Source organism: Lysobacter humi (ex Lee et al. 2017), from assembly GCF_054781815.1.
Window position 1 is genome coordinate 180,518 of record NZ_BAAGTR010000005.1, and the last position, 18,318, is coordinate 198,835.

Genomic DNA, 18,318 nt, shown 5'->3' on the forward strand with positions numbered 1-18,318 from the left:
CGTCAGAGCAGGACGCGCCGCATGTCGCCGAGCAGCTGCGCGAGATACGCGGTGAAGCGTGCCGCCGCGGCGCCGTCGATCACGCGATGGTCGTAGCTGAGCGACAGCGGCAGGATCAGGCGCGGCTGGAAGTCCGTGCCGTCCCACACCGGGCGCATCGCCGACCTCGACACGCCGAGGATCGCGACTTCCGGCGCGTTGACGATCGGGGTGAACTTGGTGCCGCCGATGCCACCGAGCGAGCTGATCGAGAAGCAGCCGCCGGACATGTCGGCCGGGCCGAGCTTGCCGTCGCGCGCCTTCTTCGCGAGCTCGCCCATCTCGTGCGCGATCTGCGCGACGCCCTTCTTGTCGGCGTCGCGGACCACCGGGACGACGAGGCCATTGGGCGTGTCCGCGGCGAAGCCGATGTGGAAGTACTTCTTGAGCACGAGGTTCTCGCCGGTCGCGTCGAGCGAGGCATTGAACGTCGGGTATTTCTTCAGCGCGGCGACGGACGCCTTGATGAGGAAGGCGAGCATCGTGAGCTTGGTCGGATCCTTCGCCTTGGCGTACTCCTCGTTGAGGGACACGCGCAGCGCCTCGAGATCGGTGATGTCGGCATCATCAAACTGCGTGACGTGCGGGATCATCGCCCAGTTGCGCGCGAGGTTCGCACCCGAGAGCTTCTGGATGCGCGAGAGCTCGCGCGTCTCGATCTCGCCGAACTTCGCGAAGTCGACCTTCGGCCATGGCAGCAGGTTGAGGCCGCCGCCAAGCGAGGGCGCGCTCGCCGCCGACGGTGCGGCGACCGCGCCCTGCATCACCTGCTTGACGTGCTGCTGCACGTCTTCCCTGGTGATCCGGCCGCCCCGGGCGGAGCCCGTGACGCGGCCGAGGTCGACGCCGAGCTCGCGCGCGAAGAGGCGAACGGCCGGGCTCGCATAGGGCACCCGGTCCGGCAGCAGCTCGCCGGCGTCGAACGTCACAGGTGGCGTACGCGTCGCATCGGCTGCGGCCGGCCCCGGCGTTGCGACCGCGGCTGCGGCTCCGGCCGAGGCAGGCGCATGCTGCGCGATCTCGCGCTGCGCGAGCTTGTCGGGCTGGCCGGACGTGGCGACCGGCTCGACCTGCGTGGCGGTCTCGGCCGCACGCGGCTGGCCCGCGGGCGTGGCCACCTGTGCGGTGTCCATCCCGCGTGCATCGCTGGCCTCCGAGGACGGCGCGGCCCCGCCGCCCGAAGCGCCCGCTTCGGCGGGCTCGATCATCGCGACCACCGCACCCTCGGCCACCTTGTCGCCGAGCTTGACCCGGATCTCGCGCACCACGCCCGCGAACGGCGCGGGCACTTCCATGGTGGCCTTGTCGGATTCGAGCGTGACCAGGCCCTGGTCGGCGGCGACGGTGTCGCCCACCGCGACGAGCAACTCGATCACCGGCACGCCATCGAAGTCACCGATGTCGGGGACGCGTGCTTCCTTAAGGTCAGCCATGCGGAACTCCGCCCAAGCGCAAAGAGGCCCATTCTCGCCCCGATGGCGCGACGGCGCCAACCACGCGCCATTCGCGCGCGCACTAGCGATGCGCGTGTCGCGTCGACGTGCAAGCAGCCGTCCGCGGGGCAATGAGGGTTCAGATGCCGGAGGTTAGGTTGGGTCCGCCTGTTCCGGGCATGCAAACGATTACAAGGAGGCCACTCCATGAAGCATCTTTCGACCCTCGCCCTTCTGGGCACCCTCGCCGTCGCGCCGTGCGCCCTTGCGCAGGAGACGGGCACCACCGGCAAGCGCTTCGCCATCGTGGGCGGCGTCGCGCAGTCCGAGCCGACGGGCGACGCCACGACCGCGACCGGCGCACGCGCCGAGATCGACGGCGACGTCGCGCCCACGCTGGGCGCGAGCTGGTACGTCAACGAGAACGTCGCGATCGAAGCCTGGGGCGCGGCCGACAAGTTCGGCCACCGCGTGAAGGTCGGGGACACGAAGGCCGGCAGCGTCGATGCGCAGCCGTACGCGGTGAGCGGCCAGTACCACTTCGGCGCGTCGGAGCGCACGGTGCGCCCGTTCGTAGGCCTGGGCTATTACGAGATGAACTTCGACGACGAGCAGGCGCAGGCCGGTGGCCCGCTGGCCGGGCGGCGCATCGGCATCGAGACCGCGAAGGGCCCGATGGCGACCGTCGGCGCCGACGTCAACCTGGGCGAGCGCTGGTTCGCACGCGGCGACGTGCGTTACCTGCACGGCTCGTCGGACCTCAAGCTCAACGGCGCACCGGCCGGCGAGGTCGAGGCCAACCCGGTCGTGGTCGGCCTCGGCATCGGCGCGCGCTTCTGACGCGAGGGTCGAAGCGGTATCGGCGGGCCCTTCGGGGCCCGTCGTCGTTCCGGGTCGGTCCTTGCGGGCAGGCGGGTGATGCGTGATGCGGACGCGACGCCCGAATGACCCGATCGCCGTGGCGACCCGCGGCTGCAAGGCACACGCTGTCGCGGAGCGCTGGGCGTTCCAGCCGACGTCGATGCACCCACGCGCGGCGTCGTCGATTGCACGCGGCTACTTCTCGGCGATGTCATTCCGTTGAGCGTCTTGAGGCCGAGGCCCTGCGCCGTCCACCTTAGTAGCGACGTCGGCAGCCCACCAGCGCAAGCACGGAGGGACCGCCCGACCGGCACCGTCCGGACCCCATGCCTAGTCCGTCGATTCGACATTCCCCATCGGGAGCGCAGCGCCGACCGTGGCGCGCATTCGCCCTGCAAGCTCGCACCGTGCACGGGAACACCGCGTGGCGATCGAGCACCAAGCCCTCGTGGAGCCGTGTCGTTCACGCGTCCTGCCGCGCCTCGCGGCTAGCGTGCCCGCATCGCCCGGAGGCCGCATGACGACCAAGCTCGAGGGCCCGCTGCGACGCGAGATCGACGTCGAGGGCCAAGCCTATACGCTCACGATCGATGCCGACGGCCTGCGCCTGGTGCCGAAGGGCCGCCGCAAGGGTCTGGACCTGCGCTGGGCCGACCTGGTCAGTGGCGATGCGGCGCTCGCCGCCGCGCTGCAGGGCAGTCTCGACTCGCTGCGGCGCTGAAGCCATGCCGGAAGGTCCGTCGCTGGTGATGCTGCGCGAGGCGGTCGAGCCGCTCGTGGGCCTGCGCGTCGAGGAAGCGGCCGGCAACACGCGCATCGACCTCGAGCGTCTGCGGGGCCGGCGGCTGGTCGCCGCGCGCACCTGGGGCAAGCACTTCCTGATGGATTTCGGCGACGTCGCGGTGCGCGTGCACATGCTGATGTTCGGCAGCTGGTGCATCGACGCGCGCAAGGACAAGCCGGTGCGGCTGTCCCTGCAGTTCACCCGAAAGCGCGAGCTCAATTTCTACTCGAGCGCGGTGCGCTACATCGACGAGCCGCTCGACGAGATCTACGACTGGTCCGCCGACGTGATGTCGGACGCGTGGAACCCGCGTGCCGCGCGCCGCAAGCTCGCGGCGATGCCCGGCACGATCGTGGCGGACGCGCTGCTCGACCAGGACGTGTTCTCGGGCGTGGGCAACATCATCAAGAACGAGGTGCTGCATCGCGTGCGCGTGCACCCCGAGACGCGCGTGGGCGACCTGCCGTCGCGCAAGCTCGGCGAGATGATCAAGCAGGCACGCGAGTACAGCTTCGACTTCCTGCACTGGAAGAGGGAATTCACCCTGCGCCAGCACTGGCAGGTGCATGCCAAGAAGACCTGCCCACGCGACGGCACGCCGCTGAGCTTCTGCCGGCATCTCGGCAAGCTGGAGCGCCGTGCGTTCTGGTGCGACGTCTGCCAGCGCCGCTACGGCGCCATCGCAGCGGATCCGGAGCCGGCGCGCCCTGCACCGGCTCCGAAGCGCACGAAGGTCAGTCGCCGATGATCCGCAGCCCGAATACCAGCGAGGCGAAGCCGACGTACTGCGCGCTGCCGCGCACGTTGAGCCGCACGGTGGTCGGCTGGCGGAAGAATTCATCCGCCTGCGCCGGCGTGAGCCCGTAGCCGTCGATCAGGTTGCGGCGATTGATGAAGCCGGCGATGCAGACGGCCGAATCGCGCGTGCGCTCGGTGATCGACAGCCCGGCTGGCAGCGGCACCTGGAACGATTCGGACGACGTCATGCCGGTCTCCAGCCGGCCACCGAACGGCGCGCCGGTGGACGGGTCGATCAGCGCCGGATCGGCGAGCACCGGGTTCTCGACGGTGAGCGTCGGGTTGTAATTGAGCCGCGCGACGACCGGACTCGCGGTGGGGTTCGCATAGTTCACCGTCAGCACCGGCGAGAACCAGTAGCAGAGCAGCGACTTCGACGCGTCCTTGGGCAGCTCGATGCGCACGGCATCGGTGAAGTTGAAGGGCGTGACCGCCGAGCCGCCCGCGAGCGGCTGGCACAGCGTGCCGCTGGTGGGATCGCACGTGGGCGCGAGTTCCAGGAAGGCATTGGTGACGCCGAGCCACGTGAGCTTTCGCCCGAACGAGTCGACGTCGCCGACCTCCTCCACCGTCGGGCCCTTGGCGGGCTTCGCGGCCACGCGGGCGGCGCGCGAGAGCTGAAGCCGCCGCGCGTCCGGCACGACGTCGGCGGCCCTGCGGTCGAGCGCCGGCGTCTCGTCCGGCTGCTCGGGCCCGGCGGTGGCGGCGACGACGACGGCACCGACCGCGAGCGAGACGGCGAGTGCGGCGGTGGTGGCGAGGATGCGGTCCATCGAAACGACTCCCTGGAATGGAAGCCGCGAGGATCGGGCCGCGCGCGCCGCAGTGGCGCGCCGTCGGTCGGTTTTACGGAGTCGTAACGATTTGCGTGTCCTGCGCGCGGATGCGCTCGCGCCGCAGCAGGTAGAGGCCGCTGCCCACGATGATCGCGGCGCCCAGCCACGTGCGGCCGCCCGGCAGCACGCCCCACAGGCCGAAGTCGAGCAGCACGCCCCAGACCAGCGCGGTGTATTCCAGCGGCGCGATCAACGAGGCCTCGCCGAGGCGGAACGCCTCGGTGATCGCGTACTGCCCCAGCGCTCCGACGACGCCGATGCCGAGCGCGAGCCAGGCATCGTCCATGCGCAGCGGGCGCCAGTCCGGCACCGCGAGCAGGCCGGCGCCGAGCGCCATGAGCACGAGGAGCCAGACCATCATCGCCTGCGTGCTGTCGCTGCGGGCGAGCAGCCGCACGCTGATCGCACTCACGGCGTACATCAGCGCCGACACCAGCACGGCGAGCGACGCCAGGCTCAGCAGGCCGTCGCCGCTCGGTCGCAGCAGCACCACCACGCCGAGCAGGCCCACCGCGATCGCCGCCCAGCGCCGCGGCCCGACGCGCTCGCCCAGCAGCGGCACCGATAGCGCGGTGATCAGCAGCGGGGCGACGAAGAAGATCGAGTACGCGGTCGACAGCGGGAGCGTCTTCAGCGCATACACGAACGAGGCCATCATCGCGATGCCGAGCGCGCCGCGCAGCAGGTGCAGCGGCCAGCGGACGCGCAGCAGCGGCCCGACGCCGCCGCGATGCAGCGCCCAGGCCAGCACGAACGGCAGCGAGGCCGCACCGCGGATCGCGGCGACCTGGAAGGCGCCGTAGTGGGTGGAGAGCTGCTTGAGCCCGGCGTCCATGAGCGAGAACGCCGCGACCGCCGCGAGCATCATGACGGCCGCGCGGAGCGGCTGGTGCGTATTCACCGACGCGGGGCCTTCGGGGGCGGCGGACCAGCCTGCGATGCGGCGGCGGTCAGCGCAAGCGCATCGCGCGACGCAGGCGCGCGCGCAGCCACCAGGCCTGGGCCAGCGGATAGCCCGCCAGCATCGCCGCGAGACCGGCGAGCAGCGGTGCCTGGGACGGCTGCAGGTCGGCCAGCACGCCGTAGGCGGACCAGCCGATGCGCGCAAGCACGAGCATCGCGAGCAACAGGAAGAACAGGCGGTTCGGTGTCTGGTACCAGGCTTCGCCGCGCCGTTCGAGGCGCGCGGACGCCGCCGACCCCGCACCCGCGAGCGCCCCGGCGAGCAGGCCTCCGGCGATCGCCGGGCCCATGTCCGGCCGCCACGTCCAGGCCACCGCCCCGTATGCCGAAACGCCGAAGGCCAGCACGAGCCCTTGCAGGGTGAGCTGCCAGGGCATCGCCCGGCGCGGGCGCGGTGGCCGGCGCAGGCGGCCCACGACGCCGAACGCCCAGAGCGGCAGCGCGAGCAGCAGCACGGCGAGGAGCAGGAGGACAGGCAGCAGAAGCGGCATCGGCGGTACGGGCATGCACCGGAAGCGGCGCCGGCCGATCCTACGGATCGTGGCATGCAGGCCACGCAGCGGCGCCTGCCGTCCGCCGTACACTGTCGCCCCGCTTTTTCCCGACCCCGGTTCCCATGCCCTCCTTCGACATCGTCTCGGAAGTCGACGCCCACGAGCTCACCAATGCCGTCGACCAGGCCAATCGCGAGCTGTCCACGCGCTTCGACTTCAAGGGCGTGGAGGCGAAGTTCGAGCACGAGGGCGAGTCGATCACGTTGTCGGCGCCGAGCGACTTCCAGCTCAAGCAGATGACCGACATCCTGCGCGCGCGCCTGATTGCCCGTGGCATCGACGTGCGCTGCCTGGAGTTCAAGGACGTGCTCACCAACCTCGCCGGCGCGCGGCAGACGGTGCTGGTCAAGCAGGGCATCGAGCGCGACCTCGCCAAAAAGATCCAGACCGCGATCAAGGACGCCAAGCTCAAGGTCGACAGCCAGATCAACGGCGACAAGCTGCGCGTGACCGGCAAGAAGCGCGACGACCTGCAGGCCGCGATGCAGTTGCTGCGTGCCGGCGACTTCGAGCGCCCGCTGCAGTTCGACAACTTCCGCGACTGAGCATCGCCGCATGACGCCGACCGACGTCGAGGTCGTCGCCGCGACGCGACGCTGGCTCGAGCGCGCGGTGATCGGCCTGGGCCTGTGTCCGTTCGCGAAGGCCGTGCACGTGAAGGGCCAGGTGCGCTACGTCGTCAGTGCGGCGACGGAAACGGACGCGCTGCGCGACGACCTCGAGGCCGAGCTGCTGCGCCTGCGCGACACGCCGCCCGACGCGGTCGACACGACGCTGCTGATCCACCCGCACGTGCTCGGCGACTTCCTCGACTACAACGACTTCCTCGGCGAAGCCGATGCGCTGGTGGGCCGGCTCGGGCTCGAGGGCGAGATCCAGGTCGCGAGCTTCCATCCCGACTACGTCTTCGCCGGCGAACCCCCAAACGATCCGTCGAACCTCACCAACCGCGCGCCGTTCCCGATCCTGCACCTGCTGCGGGAGGCCTCGATCGATCGCGCCGTCGCGGCGTTCCCGGACGCGGACGCGATCGTCAACAGGAACATCGAAACAATGCGCCGGCTCGGCGCGGCCGCCTACCGCGGGCTGCTGCGCGACTGAGCCCTGCCTTATGCCGGCGGCACGGCGAAGATGCGTGCGATGTCCGCCGCGTCGAGCGCACGCCACTGGCCGGCCGGCAGCTCGCCGAGGTCGAGCCCGCCGATGCGCACGCGATGCAGGGCCTCGACGTGGTTGCCCACGGCGGCGAACATGCGCCGCACCTGGTGGTAGCGGCCTTCGGTGATCGTCAGGCGTGCATGGCGCGGGCCGAGCACCTCCAGCTGCGCGGGTGCGAGCGGCGTGGTCTCCGACTCCAGCATCAGCGTGCCGCTTGCGAATAACGCGGCCTCGTCGCCGCGCAGGTCCTGCGCCAGCGTCGCCTCGTAGACCTTCGGCACGTGCTGCTTCGGCGAGATGATCCGATGCAGCAGCGCGCCGTCGTCGGTCATCAGCAGCAGTCCCGTGGTGTCGCGATCGAGGCGGCCCACGGTGGAGAGCACCGGGTCGCGCAGGCGGAAGCGGGCGGGCAGCAGGTCGTAGACGATGCGCCCGGCGTCCTTCGTCGAGCACGTGTAGCCGACCGGCTTGTGCAGCATGAGCGCGAGCCCGGGGCCGGGATCGAGCGGCTCGCCGTCGAGGCGCACCTCATGCGCCTCGCGCACGTCGTCGCCGTAGAGCACCTCCCCGGCGGCGTCGGTGATGCGACCTTCGCGGAACATCTGCTGCACCTGCCGGCGCGAGCCGTAGCCGAGGTTGGCGACCAGCCGGAGCAGCTTCATCGCACGGCCTCGTAGACCTTGAAGCCGCGCTCGTCGGCGAGCGGGCGCACCTGCGCAAAGGCGCTCCGCAGCGTCGCCTCGTAGGGGAGGTGGCGGTTGGCAACCATCCAGAAGCGTCCGCCCGGGCGCAGCGCCGCGGCGGCGGCGGTGATGAAGCGCTGGCCGAGCTCGGGGCGGTCGCGCCGGTCGTCGGCATGGAACGGCGGATTGCTGACGATCACGTCGAAACGCCCGGACAGGCCGACAGTGACGTCGTGCCAGTGCGCGGTCGCCGGCACCGTGCCGGCACATGCCGCGAGGTTGCGCCCGAGCGGCTCGAGCGCGGCGTGCTGCGCTTCGAAGGCGTCGAGGCGGGTGAGCCCGGGCGACGTGGCGAGCAGCGTCGCGGACAGGTAGCCCCAGCCGGCGCCGAGGTCGGCCGCATCCCCGCGCAGCCCCGACGGCAGGTGGCGCACGAGCAGCGCGGAGGCAGGATCCACCCGGTCCCAGGCGAACAGGCCGGGCCGGCTCCACCAGGCATCGTCGGCGATGCGCCGCGGCGCATCGAGCCCGGCCCAGTCGGCCTGCAGCGCGGCGTCGGCCGGGCCGTCGAGCGGCGCGGTCCAGACGACGCGGCACTTGTGCTTGCTCAGCACGCCCACCGGACCGGCGAGCGCGGCGAGGTCGTCCTGCAGGCTGCGCGCGCCGGCGTTGTTGGGCGCCGCCACGACCACGCGTCCGCCCGGCGCGAGCAGGGAAACGGCCCGGGCGAGACGTGCGCGGGCCTCCTCGCGCTGGCGCGGCGGCAGGACCAGCACGGTGTCGAACGCGCCGCCCTCGAGCTCCGGGCGCACCGTCCAGCGCCCGGTGCGCTCCAGCGCGTCGGCGAGCGGCCGGAAGCCCTGCTCGAGCGCCGCGTCGTCGCCGAGCCAGCGCCGCGGCGCGGCGCCGTCGCGCGCGCCGAGGAAGGCGGCTGCCCGCGGCGGCGCGAGCGTGCCGTCGTCGAAGGGCAGGAACAGGGCATCGAGGGCGGGGTCGTCGTGCACGAGCAGGCCAGCCGGCAGGGGGGGCCAGTGTAGTGATCCCGTTGCCGCATCCACCACGCGCGCTTCATCGCCGCCGAACGCCGGCGGAGCCAGTCTGGCCGCAGGCAAACTGCGAGGAGACGACATGCTGCGTGCCCTTTTCGTCGGCGGAGTGGTGGACAACAGCGAGCTGGACATGGCGGGCCCGCAGCCGCCGATGCATTACCCCGAGAACACCGGCGGCGGCGCCTCGCGCTACCGGCTGCGCCAGCTGGGCGTGCGCGAGGACGGGGAGGTCGCCTACGCCGTCTACGGCGCGCCGGAGCTGGACGACGACTTCGTGGAGCGCGTGGCCGACGAGCGCGACTACGCCCGCCGCTTCGAGGCACGCCCGCAGACGGTGCACTGAGCCGTCAGCGGGTTCCGGCGCCCGCGAGGAGCGGATAGGGGTTCATCGCGACCGAGCGGTGCCACTTCTTCTCCGGCGTGAGCTCACCGATGCTGAAGTGCAGGTGCGGGCCATCGGGGGTCGCCGACCCGGTGCTGCCGACGTAGCCCAGCACCTGCCCCTGCCGGAGGACCTGCCCTTCGGCGAGGCCCGGCGCATAGCCCTGCAGGTGCGCGTAGTAGTAGACACGGCGGCCCTCGGGGTCGAACTGGTAGACCGTGATCCCGCCGCGCTCGCTGGTGAAGAGCTTGGCGACCGGGCCCTCGATCGCCGCGAGCACCGGCGTCCCTGCCGGCGCCATGATGTCGATCGCCTCGTGCAGGCGGCCTGCGCCGCGGCTCTGTGTATAGGTGTCGACCAGCTGGTCGGGGCGGATGCCCTGGACGGGGATGACCAGGCCGCTCGGCGCGCGTACGGGCGCCGCGGACGGCGGCGCCATGCCGGACGCGCCCGTCGCAGGCCGCACGGCCGGCGTGGGGGACGTATCGGGATGCGGGTCGGCCGGGGCCGTGGCCGCGCGGACGGCATCGGGATGGACCGTCGGCTGGGCGCGTGCGGGTGGCGCGGTGGCCGACGTGGGCGCGACGGTCGCGCGCGACGTCGCGTAGTACCAGGCTACGTTCGCACCGAGCAGGGCGCCGGCCACGAAGACGAGGAGATAACGCAGCATGTCCGCCTCCTTCCGGCCTCCCGCCGGTCGCTGCCGATGCTGACCAGCGGCCGTGGCAGGCGGCGTGAAGCCGCACCCGGCTTCACCCGCGGTTGCCGGCGGCGCGCATAGCGTCATCGCATCGCCTACGGACCACCGCCATGCGCACCGCCGACACCGTCTACACCGCGCAGGTCGACATCGATCGCCTGCAGGCCCGCATCTTCGAGCTGCCCAACGACGCCCATGTCGAGCTCACCCTCGTTGACGGCCGGGTGCTCGCCGGCATCGTGTCCGGCCGTCCGACGATCCAGCAGTTCTTCGACCGCAGCGGCCGCGAGGGCTCCAACGCCACCGTGCGGCTGGAGCAGCCCGCGCTCGATGCACCCGAACGGGCCGGCTGGATCGACCTCTTCCTCGATCAGATCGTCCAGGTGCGGGCCCTCGACCGTGGGGAACTCGAGCGAACCTACCTGCCGCATGGCCACGGGCCGCAGAACGGAGCGGGCGCGCATCCCCCGTCGGCCTGAGGTGGGGTTGGAGGCGCCGGGCCACCTACCCGCCGCGAGCCCTGAAGGACCGCGTGCTCAGCGCGCGAACGTTTCCCGCCTCGCGCCGCCGCATCGCATCGGATTCGAGCCCCGATATGTGCCTCGCCCCTACGGCTGAGGCCGCGAGCCGCGGCTGACCCGCCGGTCGCGATCATGATCGTTCGAAGCGCCACCATGAGCGGCTGGAACGCCCTGTGCCGGGGAGCCCACGGCGTGCCGACGCCTTGAGCGACAAGGCACGCGCGCGGCCCACGCCCTTGATCTCCACCGCCCGCCGGCGCACCCTGCGCCTCCCGACCGGCCGTCCCGCCGTGCGTCCGTCCGACCGACAGGGGGTTCGATGACGTCCGCCCGCCCCATCGGCGCGCCCCGCGCCGCGATTGCACCGTGGCCGCACATGCGTGCCGGCGGCGCGCTGGCGACGGCGTGAGCACGGCCGACGCCACGCTCGACCCGGTGCTCGCACCGTTCGCGCAGGCGGTCGCGGCCGCCGCCGCGCCGCTGGGCTGCCTCGACGCCGAGGGCCTGTGGCTGCGTGCCAATGCGCCGATGCACGCCCTGGTCGGAGACCCCTGCCCGCCGCTGTACGCGCTCGCCGGATGCGCGCCGACCGACCCACCGCTCGCGCCGCTGCTCGCCGGCGAGCGTCCCCGCCTGCGGCTCGCGCTTTCCACCCGTGGCATCGCCCTCGACGTCGTCGCCCTGCCCGGCGTGCACGGCCGCCCGGCCGGCTTCCTCGTGCAGCCGGCCGACGACACCGCCGAGCGTGCCCTGGCCGAGCGCGACCTGTTCTTCGCGCTCACCCCCGACCTGCTCGCGGTGTTGGACGCGCGGGACCGCCTCGTCGAAACCAATCCCGCGTGGGAGGCGACCCTCGGCTGGCCGGCCGAAGAGCTCGACGGCCGCGCGCTCGCCAGCCTGCTGCATCCCGACGACGCCGAGCGTACGGCCGCCTTCGTGCGCGACGTGCGCAGCGGCGTCGGCGACGCCGGCCATCGCATGCGGCTACGCTCGCGCTTCGGGGGCTGGCGATGGCTGGAGTGGACGCTGCGCCACCTCGACGACGGCCGCCTGTACGGCACCGCGCGCGACGTCACCGACCAGGTGCGCGCACGCGACGCCATGCTCCGGCACCGCGAGGAGCTGGAGCGGCGGATCGCCGACCGCACGCGCGAGCTCGACGGCGCGCTCGCACGCCTGCAACTGCATGCCGACAATTCCCCGCTCGCGAGCATCGAATGGGATGCGCGCCTGCGCGTGGTGCACTGGTCGCGTCGTGCCACCGAGATGTTCGGCTGGGCCGAGGACGAGGTCGCGCGCCGCACGCTGCCGCAGTGGCCGTTCCTCGATGCCGCCGACGCGCGCGACGTCGGCGATGCGATGGACCGGCTCTTCCGGCATGAATGCAGCCGCGCGACCCACACCGTGCGCATGCGCACCCGCGGCGGCCGGGTGCGCGTCTGCGAATGGTTCGACTCGGCCCTGTTCGACGACAGCGGCGCGGTAAGCTCGATTCTCACGCTCGTGCAGGACGTCACCGAGCGCCAGGCCGCGCTGGGCGCACTGCAGGACAGCGAAGAGCGCTTCCGCCTCGCCTTCGAGCAGACTGCGATCGGCATGGCGCACGTCGGGCTCGACGGCTACTGGATGCGCGTGAACCGCCGGCTCGCCACGCTGCTCGGCCCCCGCGGCGCGCACGGCGCGTTGCTGGACGCACTCCATCCCGACGACCGCGCCGCGGTCGGCCGGGGCCTTGCCGACGTGCTCGCCGGACGGGTCGAAAGCGTCGCCATCGAGGCGCGCCTGCACGCCGGCGGCGAGGACACCTGGACCCTGCAGACGCTGTCGCTGCGCCGCGACGCCGACGGCGTGCCCGCGCATTACCTCCTCGCCGTCGAGGACATCGCCGCGCGCAAGCGTGCCGAGCAGGCGCTGCAGCAGGCGCACGAGGCGCTCGAGGCAAAGGTCGCCGAGCGCACTCGCGAGCTCGAGCGGCTGATGGCGGTGCTGGAAGGCCAGGCGCGCGAGGATGCGCTCACCGGCCTGCCCAACCGGCGCGGCCTGCTCGAGCGCCTCCCGCGATCGCTCGACCGCAGTGCGCGACAGGACGGCGCGACGGCGGTGATGTTCGTCGATCTTGACCGCTTCAAGCAGGTCAACGACACGCTCGGCCACGACGCCGGCGACGAGCTCCTGCGCGAATGCGCGCGCCGGCTCGCATCATCGGTGCGCAAGACCGACATCGTCGCGCGGCTCGGCGGCGACGAGTTCGTGATCGTGCTCGAGAACGTGCGCGATCCCCGCAGGCAGGCGCGGCAGGTGGCCGAAAAGGTCCGTGCCGCGCTCGCCACCCCCGTCCAGCTGGGCGAGGCCGCGGTCGGAATCTCCGCGAGCATCGGCGTGGTGGTGCACGAGCCGGGTGCCGGGACGGCGGCCGTCGAGGAGCTGATCGCGCGCGCCGACCGGCGCATGTACGCGGCCAAGCATCGCGGCGGCGACGGTGTCCACGACGGCGCGTAGGCGCATCGCGTCACCACGTAGCGTCACCAGGTGGCGTCACGAGACCCGAGGGTCCGTGGCGCAGTGTCATGGGATCGACGAACACCGTGCAGCGTGTATCGCCAACCTTCGCCGCGGCTCGTGCGTCGCGCAACCTCGGCGACCGGCGCATCAGCCAGGCCGGTCATCGTCGCACCGCCTGGGCCGGACTCGGGAAAACGCCACACGCAAAAAGAAAGCCCGGCCGAAGCCGGGCTTTCAGTATCACGTGACCCAAGGGGCCAGCGGGAGGATTACTCCGGCTGGACGGCCTCGGCCTGCAGGCCCTTCTGGCCCTGCGTCACGGTGAAGGTGACCTTCTGGCCTTCCTTCAGGCTCTTGAAGCCCTGGGTCTGGATGGCGCGGAAGTGGACGAAGACATCTTCGCCGTTCTCACGGCTGATGAAACCGAAGCCCTTGGCGTCGTTGAACCACTTCACAGTGCCGGATTCGCGGGACATTTGTGTAACTCCTGGAACAATTGAAAGTGCCGCCGGTTGGCGACGATGGCGCTGTTCACAAGGAGTGATCTAGCAACGATGGAGCGGATCGAAGATCTACAGCATCGGGTCACAGGTCACGGTGACCCCCGGAGCAGCACAGGTACCGTAGAGGGTATCCCCTGCAATTGCAACGGCCGCCCGTCGCCTGTTCAGACCGCAGGCGGCCGTGGTCCTGCCGGTGCCGCGAGGTCCGCGAGCAGCCAGCGCTCGGCCTCCGCGACGCTGCGGAAGACGCGCCCGACGAGACCGCTGCGCTGCGCGCGGATCTCTGCGCCGAGCAGCAGCGTGGCGTCCTCGGTGGCGTCGACGAACGCGATGCGGATGTCATGGAAGCCGAGCTGCAGCAGGCCCTCGACCACCGTGTCCATGTCGTCCGGCGCTGCCTGGCCCTCGAGCAATTCCTCCACCAGGAGCCGGCGTACGCCGCCCGCCTCGCAGGCCGCGGCGAGTTCGCTCCAGTAGGCGATCGAGACCTCGACGGTGTCGTTCGGCCCGCTCACGCGGGCGTGCAGGTGGTGAGGACGGGGATCGAGCTCGAGGCGGTACACGGGTCCGGTCATGCCGGAACGGTAGCGCAGCGCATGCAAACGCGGCAGCGTGTGCGTCGGCCATAATGCCGCCCGTTTCCCGCCAGCCCGCCGCCATGACCGACGCCCTCCCCGACCGCCTCGCTACCGATCCTCGCAGCCCCTTCCACGACGCGGCGCTGCTCGAGCGCGGAGTCGGCATCCGCTTCAACGGGCAGGAGCGGCAGGACATCGAGGAGTACTGCGTCAGCGAGGGCTGGGTGCGGGTGCAGGCCGGTCGCGCACGCGACCGCCGCGGGCAGCCGATGACGCTCAAGCTGCGCGGTACCGTCGAGCCGTACTTCCTGGTGCCCGACGCCGGCTGACGCGCCGGTCAACGCGGCCGCCCGGCCCGCCACGGCCAGCGGCCCTCCAGCTCGACTTCCAGCGACAGGCTGAGGAACGTGCGGATCAGCACGATGCCGGCCAGCACCAGCAGGCTGTCCACCGTCGGCTCCACCGCGACGGTGCGGATGATGTCGCCGGCAACCATGAATTCCAGCCCCAGCAGGATGCCGCGGCCCACGTCCTGCCTCAGGCGGCGGTAGCGCGCGTCGCCGCGGTCGCCTTGCACGGGCGTCGGGCACGCGCGGAACACCCCGATGAGGGCCCAGGCGATGCCGGCGACGATCACGAGCACGCCCGCCGCGTCGATGACGAGCGAAACGGCATCGGCCGCCTGCTTGAACGCGAGCATGTCCATGGCGCTCCTGCCCTGTGACCGGCGTCCAGTCTCGGACGGCCGGCGGCGACGCCGCGTGCAGGCCGCTTCATCGCACGCCCCCGCGGCCGTTACCGGAGACGCCCCTCCCCCACGCGACCGCCCGCATGACCCAGCTCACCGACGACCAGGCCCGCGACTACATGCACAAGCTGCTGACCGCCATGGCGCGGGCGGGCGGCTCGGACCTGTTCATCGCGCACGACTTCCCGCCGAGCATGAAGGCGAACGGGCAGATGACACCGCTGAGCCCGCAGAAGCTCACCGGTGTGGTCACCGCCAAGCTCGCGCAGTCGCTGATGAACGACAAGCAGCGCACGGAGTTCGAGGCCGAGCTCGAATGCAATTTCGCGATCGCGCTACCCGGCGTCTCGCGCTTTCGCGTGAACGTGTTCCAGCAGCAGGGCTTTGTTGGCATGGTGCTGCGCACGATCGCTGCCGAGATCCCGCAGTTCGACTCGCTGCACCTGCCACCGGTGCTCAAAGAGCTGGTGATGCACAAGCGCGGCCTGATCCTCGTGGTCGGCGGCACCGGCTCGGGCAAGTCGACCTCGCTCGCCGCGATGATCGACCATCGCAACCGGACCTCCGCCGGCCACATCATCACCGTCGAGGATCCGGTCGAGTACGCGCACACGTCGCAGAAATCGCTGATCAGCCATCGCGAGGTCGGCGTCGACACGCACAGCTGGCATCACGCGCTCAAGAACACCCTGCGCCAGGCACCCGACGTAATCCTCATCGGCGAGATCCGCGACGCCGAGACGATGGAGCATGCGATCGCCTTCGCCGAGACCGGGCACCTCTGCCTGTCCACGCTGCATGCCAACAGCGCCTCGCAGACGATGGAGCGCATCATCAACTTCTTCCCGGAGGAGCGCCGCACGCAGCTGCTGATGGATCTCTCCGCGAACCTGCGCGCGATCGTCTCGCAGCGGCTGGTCCGCACCGAGGACGGGAAGGGCCGCGCCGCGGCGGTCGAGATCCTGATCAACACGCCGACCATCGCCGAGAAGATCTTCAAGGGCGAGTTCCACGAGCTCAAGGGAATCATGCACAAGTCGCGCGAGCTCGGCATGCGCACATTCGACTGGGCGCTGTTCGAGCTCTACAACGAGGGCCGGATCTCCTACGACGAGGCGATCCGCAACGCCGACTCGGCCAACGAGCTGCGCCTGGCGATCAAGCTCAAGAGCCAGCGCGGCGAGCCTGCCGCCGCGGCCGGCGTGTCGCTTTCGCTCGACGCCGCCCCGACCCCCGAGGAGGTCGAGGCGCTGCGCAAGGAGGAACTGCGCCGCCAGCAGGAAAAGCGCGAGCAGATCGAGCTCGAGCGGATGCAGCGCGAGAAGCTCGCGCAGGGGTGAGCGCGATCAGTCGCCGACCCAGCGGATGGAATACTGCACGCTGGCGTACTCGACCCCTGCGGTGTAGACGAACAGCGAAAGGCGCAGCTGCGTGGGGCTGTTGTAGAACGCGGCGATCTCCGCCTCCGACATTCCCAGCGTGTTCTTCAGATAGGCGCGGCTCAAGTAGCCATCCACGCACGTGCGGCTCACGCTCACCTGGTCGTCGATCCGTTCGCCGGTATCGAGGACGTGGTTGATTGCGGTCCTTGCCAAACTCAGCTCGATCTCGCCGTTGAGCGGCTCGCCGGTGACGGGATCGGTGCGGTGCGGTAGAGCGAGCCCCGGATTAGCAATCACCAGGAACGGCCACACCCGGAATGTGGCGACGCGGTCCTCGGGTCCGTTCGGATTGCTCAGCGTGGCGACGAGACTTGGCGACTGCCAGTGACAGAGCAAGTTGTGCATGCTGCCCGCAGGAAGCGTTTGGACCGCGATGTCCTTGAGATTGTGCGACAAGCCGTTGTTGTTCGGCTTGAGGCAGATCACGCCGGGCGCCACGCCGGTACAGTCCTCCATGAATACGATCCCGGGCGAGGACATCAGGCCGAGAAATCTCACCGCGCGACCGAAACTCGCCGGATCACCGACTTCGCTGCCGGGAAGAACCCCGACATAGCGCGAACCGCGCGTCAGCGTGGGGTCAGGTGTCGGCTCCACCCCGGCCGGCCGTGGAGTCGCAATCGGCGGTGTCGGCATCGGTGACGCCACAGGACGCGCACCGGTCGCGAATATTCGCGCCGCCAGCCGTTCGACCTTTGGTGCACTGGCCCATGCCGCGCATGCCGCTGCGACGGCGACGATACTCCAAGCCAATCGGCTGTGCATTCCGTTCTCCCTTCCCGGTTAACAATCGACTTGTCGCGCGTCGCCTATCGACCTTTCCCGCGCATCGAGGCGACGCCGTAGCGGTGCGGTCAAGGGATCAGTCGCCGACCCAGCGCACGAGATAGGTCGCGCTGCCGCTGCTCACGCCGGCGGTCGCGACGTCGAGCTTCATCCGCAGTTGCGTCGGGCTGGCATAGACGGCGCGGATCTCGGCATCGGACAGGCCGTACTGGGTGGCCAGCACGCTGCGGCTGAAGAAGCCGCCGGCACAGGTGCGCGTAAAGCTGAGCGACTCGCTCCAGCTTTCGGTCGCGTCGAGGCGCTCGGCGAGTTCACTCGACGGCAGGCCGAAGCTGATCGAGCCGGCCAGCGGCGCACGCGTGGACGGATCAGTGCGATGCGGAAGCACCAGGCCGGGGTTCTCGAGCGTGATCGTGGCCTGGAGCCGGACGTAGTGACGGCGACGGTTCACGCCCGTGCGGTTGTTGAACGTCGCGACGGTGAACGGCGTGGCCCAGTGGCAGAGGAGGTTCTGCATGCTTCCGGCGGGCAGCGTCTGGGTGGCGAAGTCCGGAAGGCTCGCGGTCCCCTCGCCCGTCGTTGCGTCGACGGGCACGCAGATGGTGTTGCCGATCACACCCCCGCAATTGCTCGAGAACGTGATGCCCTGGCCGAACATCGCGCCCAGGAAGCGGACGGAGCGACCGAACGAGCCGGGGTCGCCGACCTCGGCACCGACCGAAGGCGTGCCGTAGCGCGAGCTGCGCGTCGTCTCGGCCGTTGCGGCGGGTGCCACGACCGGCTCCGACTGCAGCGGGCCGCGCGCCGTGGCGGTCGCCGGCGCCGACGTCGTGTTGCCCGCGAAAACGCGCGCGGCGATGCGATCGATGCGCGACGCGCCGGCCCATGCGGCGCACGCCGTCGTCGCGGCGATCGCCGTCCAGATGATGCTCTTCTTCATGGATCCCTCCCCGGAAAGCCGCGATGATAGCGGCAGCGGCCGTACTGGCCCATCGGCC

Annotated in this window: 21 protein-coding genes and 1 pseudogene; 10 read left to right on the forward strand and 12 right to left on the reverse strand. The window is 71.0% G+C overall.

Features of this window, described 5'->3' with window-relative positions:
- Positions 1-2 precede the first annotated feature (2 nt).
- Positions 3-1,604 carry a dihydrolipoyllysine-residue acetyltransferase gene (locus ACYVJJ_RS04480; RefSeq protein WP_460831451.1) on the reverse strand — a complete coding sequence of 534 codons (1,602 nt, stop codon included), beginning with the start codon at positions 1,602-1,604 and terminating at the stop codon, positions 3-5.
- Between the two features lie 75 nt (positions 1,605-1,679).
- Here ACYVJJ_RS04480 and ACYVJJ_RS04485 point away from each other — a divergent pair, with 75 nt between their 5' ends.
- The 3 genes from ACYVJJ_RS04485 to ACYVJJ_RS04495 all read left to right on the forward strand — a co-directional run bounded on the left by ACYVJJ_RS04485 (position 1,680) and on the right by ACYVJJ_RS04495 (position 3,865).
- A complete protein-coding gene (locus ACYVJJ_RS04485) occupies positions 1,680-2,312 on the forward strand; it encodes an OmpW/AlkL family protein (protein ID WP_460831453.1) in 633 nt (210 codons plus the stop codon).
- Between the two features lie 538 nt (positions 2,313-2,850).
- Positions 2,851-3,054, forward strand: a complete 204-nt coding sequence (locus ACYVJJ_RS04490; protein WP_460831455.1) for a hypothetical protein — start codon at positions 2,851-2,853, stop codon at positions 3,052-3,054.
- A 4-nt stretch (positions 3,055-3,058) separates the two neighbouring features.
- On the forward strand, positions 3,059-3,865 hold the full coding sequence (locus ACYVJJ_RS04495) for a DNA-formamidopyrimidine glycosylase family protein (RefSeq protein ID WP_460831457.1): 807 nt from the start codon (positions 3,059-3,061) through the stop codon (positions 3,863-3,865).
- Here ACYVJJ_RS04495 and ACYVJJ_RS04500 read toward each other — a convergent pair.
- From ACYVJJ_RS04500 to ACYVJJ_RS04510, 3 genes are all read right to left on the reverse strand, one after another.
- Positions 3,852-4,688, reverse strand: a complete 837-nt coding sequence (locus tag ACYVJJ_RS04500) for a hypothetical protein (protein WP_460831458.1) — start codon at positions 4,686-4,688, stop codon at positions 3,852-3,854. The genes ACYVJJ_RS04495 and ACYVJJ_RS04500 overlap by 14 nt on opposite strands.
- 73 nt (positions 4,689-4,761) lie before the next feature.
- Positions 4,762-5,652 (reverse strand): DMT family transporter, encoded by an 891-nt coding sequence (locus ACYVJJ_RS04505; RefSeq protein WP_460831459.1) that lies wholly within the window; start codon positions 5,650-5,652, stop codon positions 4,762-4,764.
- Between the two features lie 49 nt (positions 5,653-5,701).
- Entirely contained in the window at positions 5,702-6,205 is a 504-nt protein-coding gene (locus ACYVJJ_RS04510; protein ID WP_460831460.1) for a hypothetical protein, read from the reverse strand.
- 125 nt (positions 6,206-6,330) lie between these two features.
- Between ACYVJJ_RS04510 and ACYVJJ_RS04515 the strand changes: the two genes are divergently transcribed.
- Positions 6,331-6,813: a YajQ family cyclic di-GMP-binding protein gene (locus ACYVJJ_RS04515; RefSeq protein WP_460831462.1), complete on the forward strand. Its 483-nt coding sequence runs from the start codon at positions 6,331-6,333 to the stop codon at positions 6,811-6,813.
- Between the two features lie 10 nt (positions 6,814-6,823).
- Entirely contained in the window at positions 6,824-7,369 is a 546-nt protein-coding gene (locus tag ACYVJJ_RS04520) for a DUF1415 domain-containing protein (RefSeq protein ID WP_460831463.1), read from the forward strand.
- 8 nt (positions 7,370-7,377) lie between these two features.
- Here ACYVJJ_RS04520 and ACYVJJ_RS04525 read toward each other — a convergent pair whose 3' ends face one another.
- Both ACYVJJ_RS04525 and ACYVJJ_RS04530 read right to left on the reverse strand, forming a co-directional pair.
- Entirely contained in the window at positions 7,378-8,088 is a 711-nt protein-coding gene (locus ACYVJJ_RS04525; RefSeq protein ID WP_460831465.1) for a pseudouridine synthase, read from the reverse strand.
- Complete coding sequence (locus tag ACYVJJ_RS04530; protein WP_460831467.1) at positions 8,085-9,113, reverse strand: methyltransferase; 1,029 nt, start codon at positions 9,111-9,113, stop codon at positions 8,085-8,087. Before ACYVJJ_RS04530 ends, ACYVJJ_RS04525 begins: the two co-directional genes overlap by 4 nt.
- 127 nt (positions 9,114-9,240) lie before the next feature.
- On the opposite strand from ACYVJJ_RS04530, the gene ACYVJJ_RS04535 reads away from it, so the two are divergent.
- On the forward strand, positions 9,241-9,501 hold the full coding sequence (locus ACYVJJ_RS04535; protein WP_460831780.1) for a hypothetical protein: 261 nt from the start codon (positions 9,241-9,243) through the stop codon (positions 9,499-9,501).
- Between the two features lie 4 nt (positions 9,502-9,505).
- Here the strand turns inward: ACYVJJ_RS04535 and ACYVJJ_RS04540 are convergent, their stop codons facing one another.
- On the reverse strand, positions 9,506-10,210 hold the full coding sequence (locus tag ACYVJJ_RS04540; protein ID WP_460831469.1) for a M23 family metallopeptidase: 705 nt from the start codon (positions 10,208-10,210) through the stop codon (positions 9,506-9,508).
- 140 nt (positions 10,211-10,350) lie between these two features.
- Here ACYVJJ_RS04540 and ACYVJJ_RS04545 point away from each other — a divergent pair, with 140 nt between their 5' ends.
- Together ACYVJJ_RS04545 and ACYVJJ_RS04550 are read left to right on the forward strand one after the other, a co-directional pair.
- Positions 10,351-10,719 carry a DUF3247 family protein gene (locus tag ACYVJJ_RS04545; protein ID WP_460831471.1) on the forward strand — a complete coding sequence of 123 codons (369 nt, stop codon included), beginning with the start codon at positions 10,351-10,353 and terminating at the stop codon, positions 10,717-10,719.
- Positions 10,720-11,166: 447 nt separating this feature from the next.
- Positions 11,167-13,260: a sensor domain-containing protein gene (locus ACYVJJ_RS04550; RefSeq protein WP_460831472.1), complete on the forward strand. Its 2,094-nt coding sequence runs from the start codon at positions 11,167-11,169 to the stop codon at positions 13,258-13,260.
- A gap of 272 nt (positions 13,261-13,532) precedes the next feature.
- On the opposite strand, the gene ACYVJJ_RS04555 is transcribed toward ACYVJJ_RS04550, so the two are convergent.
- Entirely contained in the window at positions 13,533-13,739 is a 207-nt protein-coding gene (locus ACYVJJ_RS04555; protein ID WP_460831474.1) for a cold-shock protein, read from the reverse strand.
- A gap of 191 nt (positions 13,740-13,930) precedes the next feature.
- Positions 13,931-14,341 (reverse strand): hypothetical protein, encoded by a 411-nt coding sequence (locus ACYVJJ_RS04560; RefSeq protein WP_460831476.1) that lies wholly within the window; start codon positions 14,339-14,341, stop codon positions 13,931-13,933.
- 83 nt (positions 14,342-14,424) lie between these two features.
- Here ACYVJJ_RS04560 and ACYVJJ_RS04565 point away from each other — a divergent pair, with 83 nt between their 5' ends.
- Positions 14,425-14,673 carry a DUF3297 family protein gene (locus ACYVJJ_RS04565; protein ID WP_460831478.1) on the forward strand — a complete coding sequence of 83 codons (249 nt, stop codon included), beginning with the start codon at positions 14,425-14,427 and terminating at the stop codon, positions 14,671-14,673.
- 8 nt (positions 14,674-14,681) lie between these two features.
- On the opposite strand, the gene ACYVJJ_RS04570 is transcribed toward ACYVJJ_RS04565, so the two are convergent.
- A complete protein-coding gene (locus ACYVJJ_RS04570; protein WP_460831479.1) occupies positions 14,682-15,050 on the reverse strand; it encodes a DUF1622 domain-containing protein in 369 nt (122 codons plus the stop codon).
- A 125-nt stretch (positions 15,051-15,175) separates the two neighbouring features.
- On the opposite strand from ACYVJJ_RS04570, the pseudogene ACYVJJ_RS04575 reads away from it, so the two are divergent.
- Positions 15,176-16,330 (forward strand): annotated as a pseudogene (locus ACYVJJ_RS04575) (PilT/PilU family type 4a pilus ATPase); the annotation flags it as partial.
- A gap of 108 nt (positions 16,331-16,438) precedes the next feature.
- Here ACYVJJ_RS04575 and ACYVJJ_RS04580 read toward each other — a convergent pair.
- Together ACYVJJ_RS04580 and ACYVJJ_RS04585 are read right to left on the reverse strand one after the other, a co-directional pair.
- A complete protein-coding gene (locus tag ACYVJJ_RS04580; RefSeq protein ID WP_460831480.1) occupies positions 16,439-17,299 on the reverse strand; it encodes a hypothetical protein in 861 nt (286 codons plus the stop codon).
- 97 nt (positions 17,300-17,396) lie between these two features.
- Positions 17,397-18,260 (reverse strand): hypothetical protein, encoded by an 864-nt coding sequence (locus tag ACYVJJ_RS04585; protein ID WP_460831482.1) that lies wholly within the window; start codon positions 18,258-18,260, stop codon positions 17,397-17,399.
- Positions 18,261-18,318: the final 58 nt, after the last annotated feature.

What these genes read in the sequence shown, in the direction of transcription:
- ACYVJJ_RS04490 (WP_460831455.1), top strand. Translation starts at nt 2,851, where the DNA reads ATGACGACCAAGCTCGAGGGCCCGCTGCGACGCGAGATCGACGTCGAG.
- ACYVJJ_RS04565 (WP_460831478.1), top strand. Translation starts at nt 14,425, where the DNA reads ATGACCGACGCCCTCCCCGACCGCCTCGCTACCGATCCTCGCAGCCCC.
- ACYVJJ_RS04500 (WP_460831458.1), bottom strand. Translation starts at nt 4,688, where the DNA reads ATGGACCGCATCCTCGCCACCACCGCCGCACTCGCCGTCTCGCTCGCG.
- ACYVJJ_RS04545 (WP_460831471.1), top strand. Translation starts at nt 10,351, where the DNA reads ATGCGCACCGCCGACACCGTCTACACCGCGCAGGTCGACATCGATCGC.
- ACYVJJ_RS04515 (WP_460831462.1), top strand. Translation starts at nt 6,331, where the DNA reads ATGCCCTCCTTCGACATCGTCTCGGAAGTCGACGCCCACGAGCTCACC.
- ACYVJJ_RS04560 (WP_460831476.1), bottom strand. Translation starts at nt 14,341, where the DNA reads ATGACCGGACCCGTGTACCGCCTCGAGCTCGATCCCCGTCCTCACCAC.
- ACYVJJ_RS04495 (WP_460831457.1), top strand. Translation starts at nt 3,059, where the DNA reads ATGCCGGAAGGTCCGTCGCTGGTGATGCTGCGCGAGGCGGTCGAGCCG.
- ACYVJJ_RS04570 (WP_460831479.1), bottom strand. Translation starts at nt 15,050, where the DNA reads ATGGACATGCTCGCGTTCAAGCAGGCGGCCGATGCCGTTTCGCTCGTC.
- ACYVJJ_RS04585 (WP_460831482.1), bottom strand. Translation starts at nt 18,260, where the DNA reads ATGAAGAAGAGCATCATCTGGACGGCGATCGCCGCGACGACGGCGTGC.
- ACYVJJ_RS04485 (WP_460831453.1), top strand. Translation starts at nt 1,680, where the DNA reads ATGAAGCATCTTTCGACCCTCGCCCTTCTGGGCACCCTCGCCGTCGCG.
- ACYVJJ_RS04525 (WP_460831465.1), bottom strand. Translation starts at nt 8,088, where the DNA reads ATGAAGCTGCTCCGGCTGGTCGCCAACCTCGGCTACGGCTCGCGCCGG.
- ACYVJJ_RS04580 (WP_460831480.1), bottom strand. Translation starts at nt 17,299, where the DNA reads ATGCACAGCCGATTGGCTTGGAGTATCGTCGCCGTCGCAGCGGCATGC.
- ACYVJJ_RS04510 (WP_460831460.1), bottom strand. Translation starts at nt 6,205, where the DNA reads ATGCCGCTTCTGCTGCCTGTCCTCCTGCTCCTCGCCGTGCTGCTGCTC.
- ACYVJJ_RS04540 (WP_460831469.1), bottom strand. Translation starts at nt 10,210, where the DNA reads ATGCTGCGTTATCTCCTCGTCTTCGTGGCCGGCGCCCTGCTCGGTGCG.
- ACYVJJ_RS04520 (WP_460831463.1), top strand. Translation starts at nt 6,824, where the DNA reads ATGACGCCGACCGACGTCGAGGTCGTCGCCGCGACGCGACGCTGGCTC.
- ACYVJJ_RS04555 (WP_460831474.1), bottom strand. Translation starts at nt 13,739, where the DNA reads ATGTCCCGCGAATCCGGCACTGTGAAGTGGTTCAACGACGCCAAGGGC.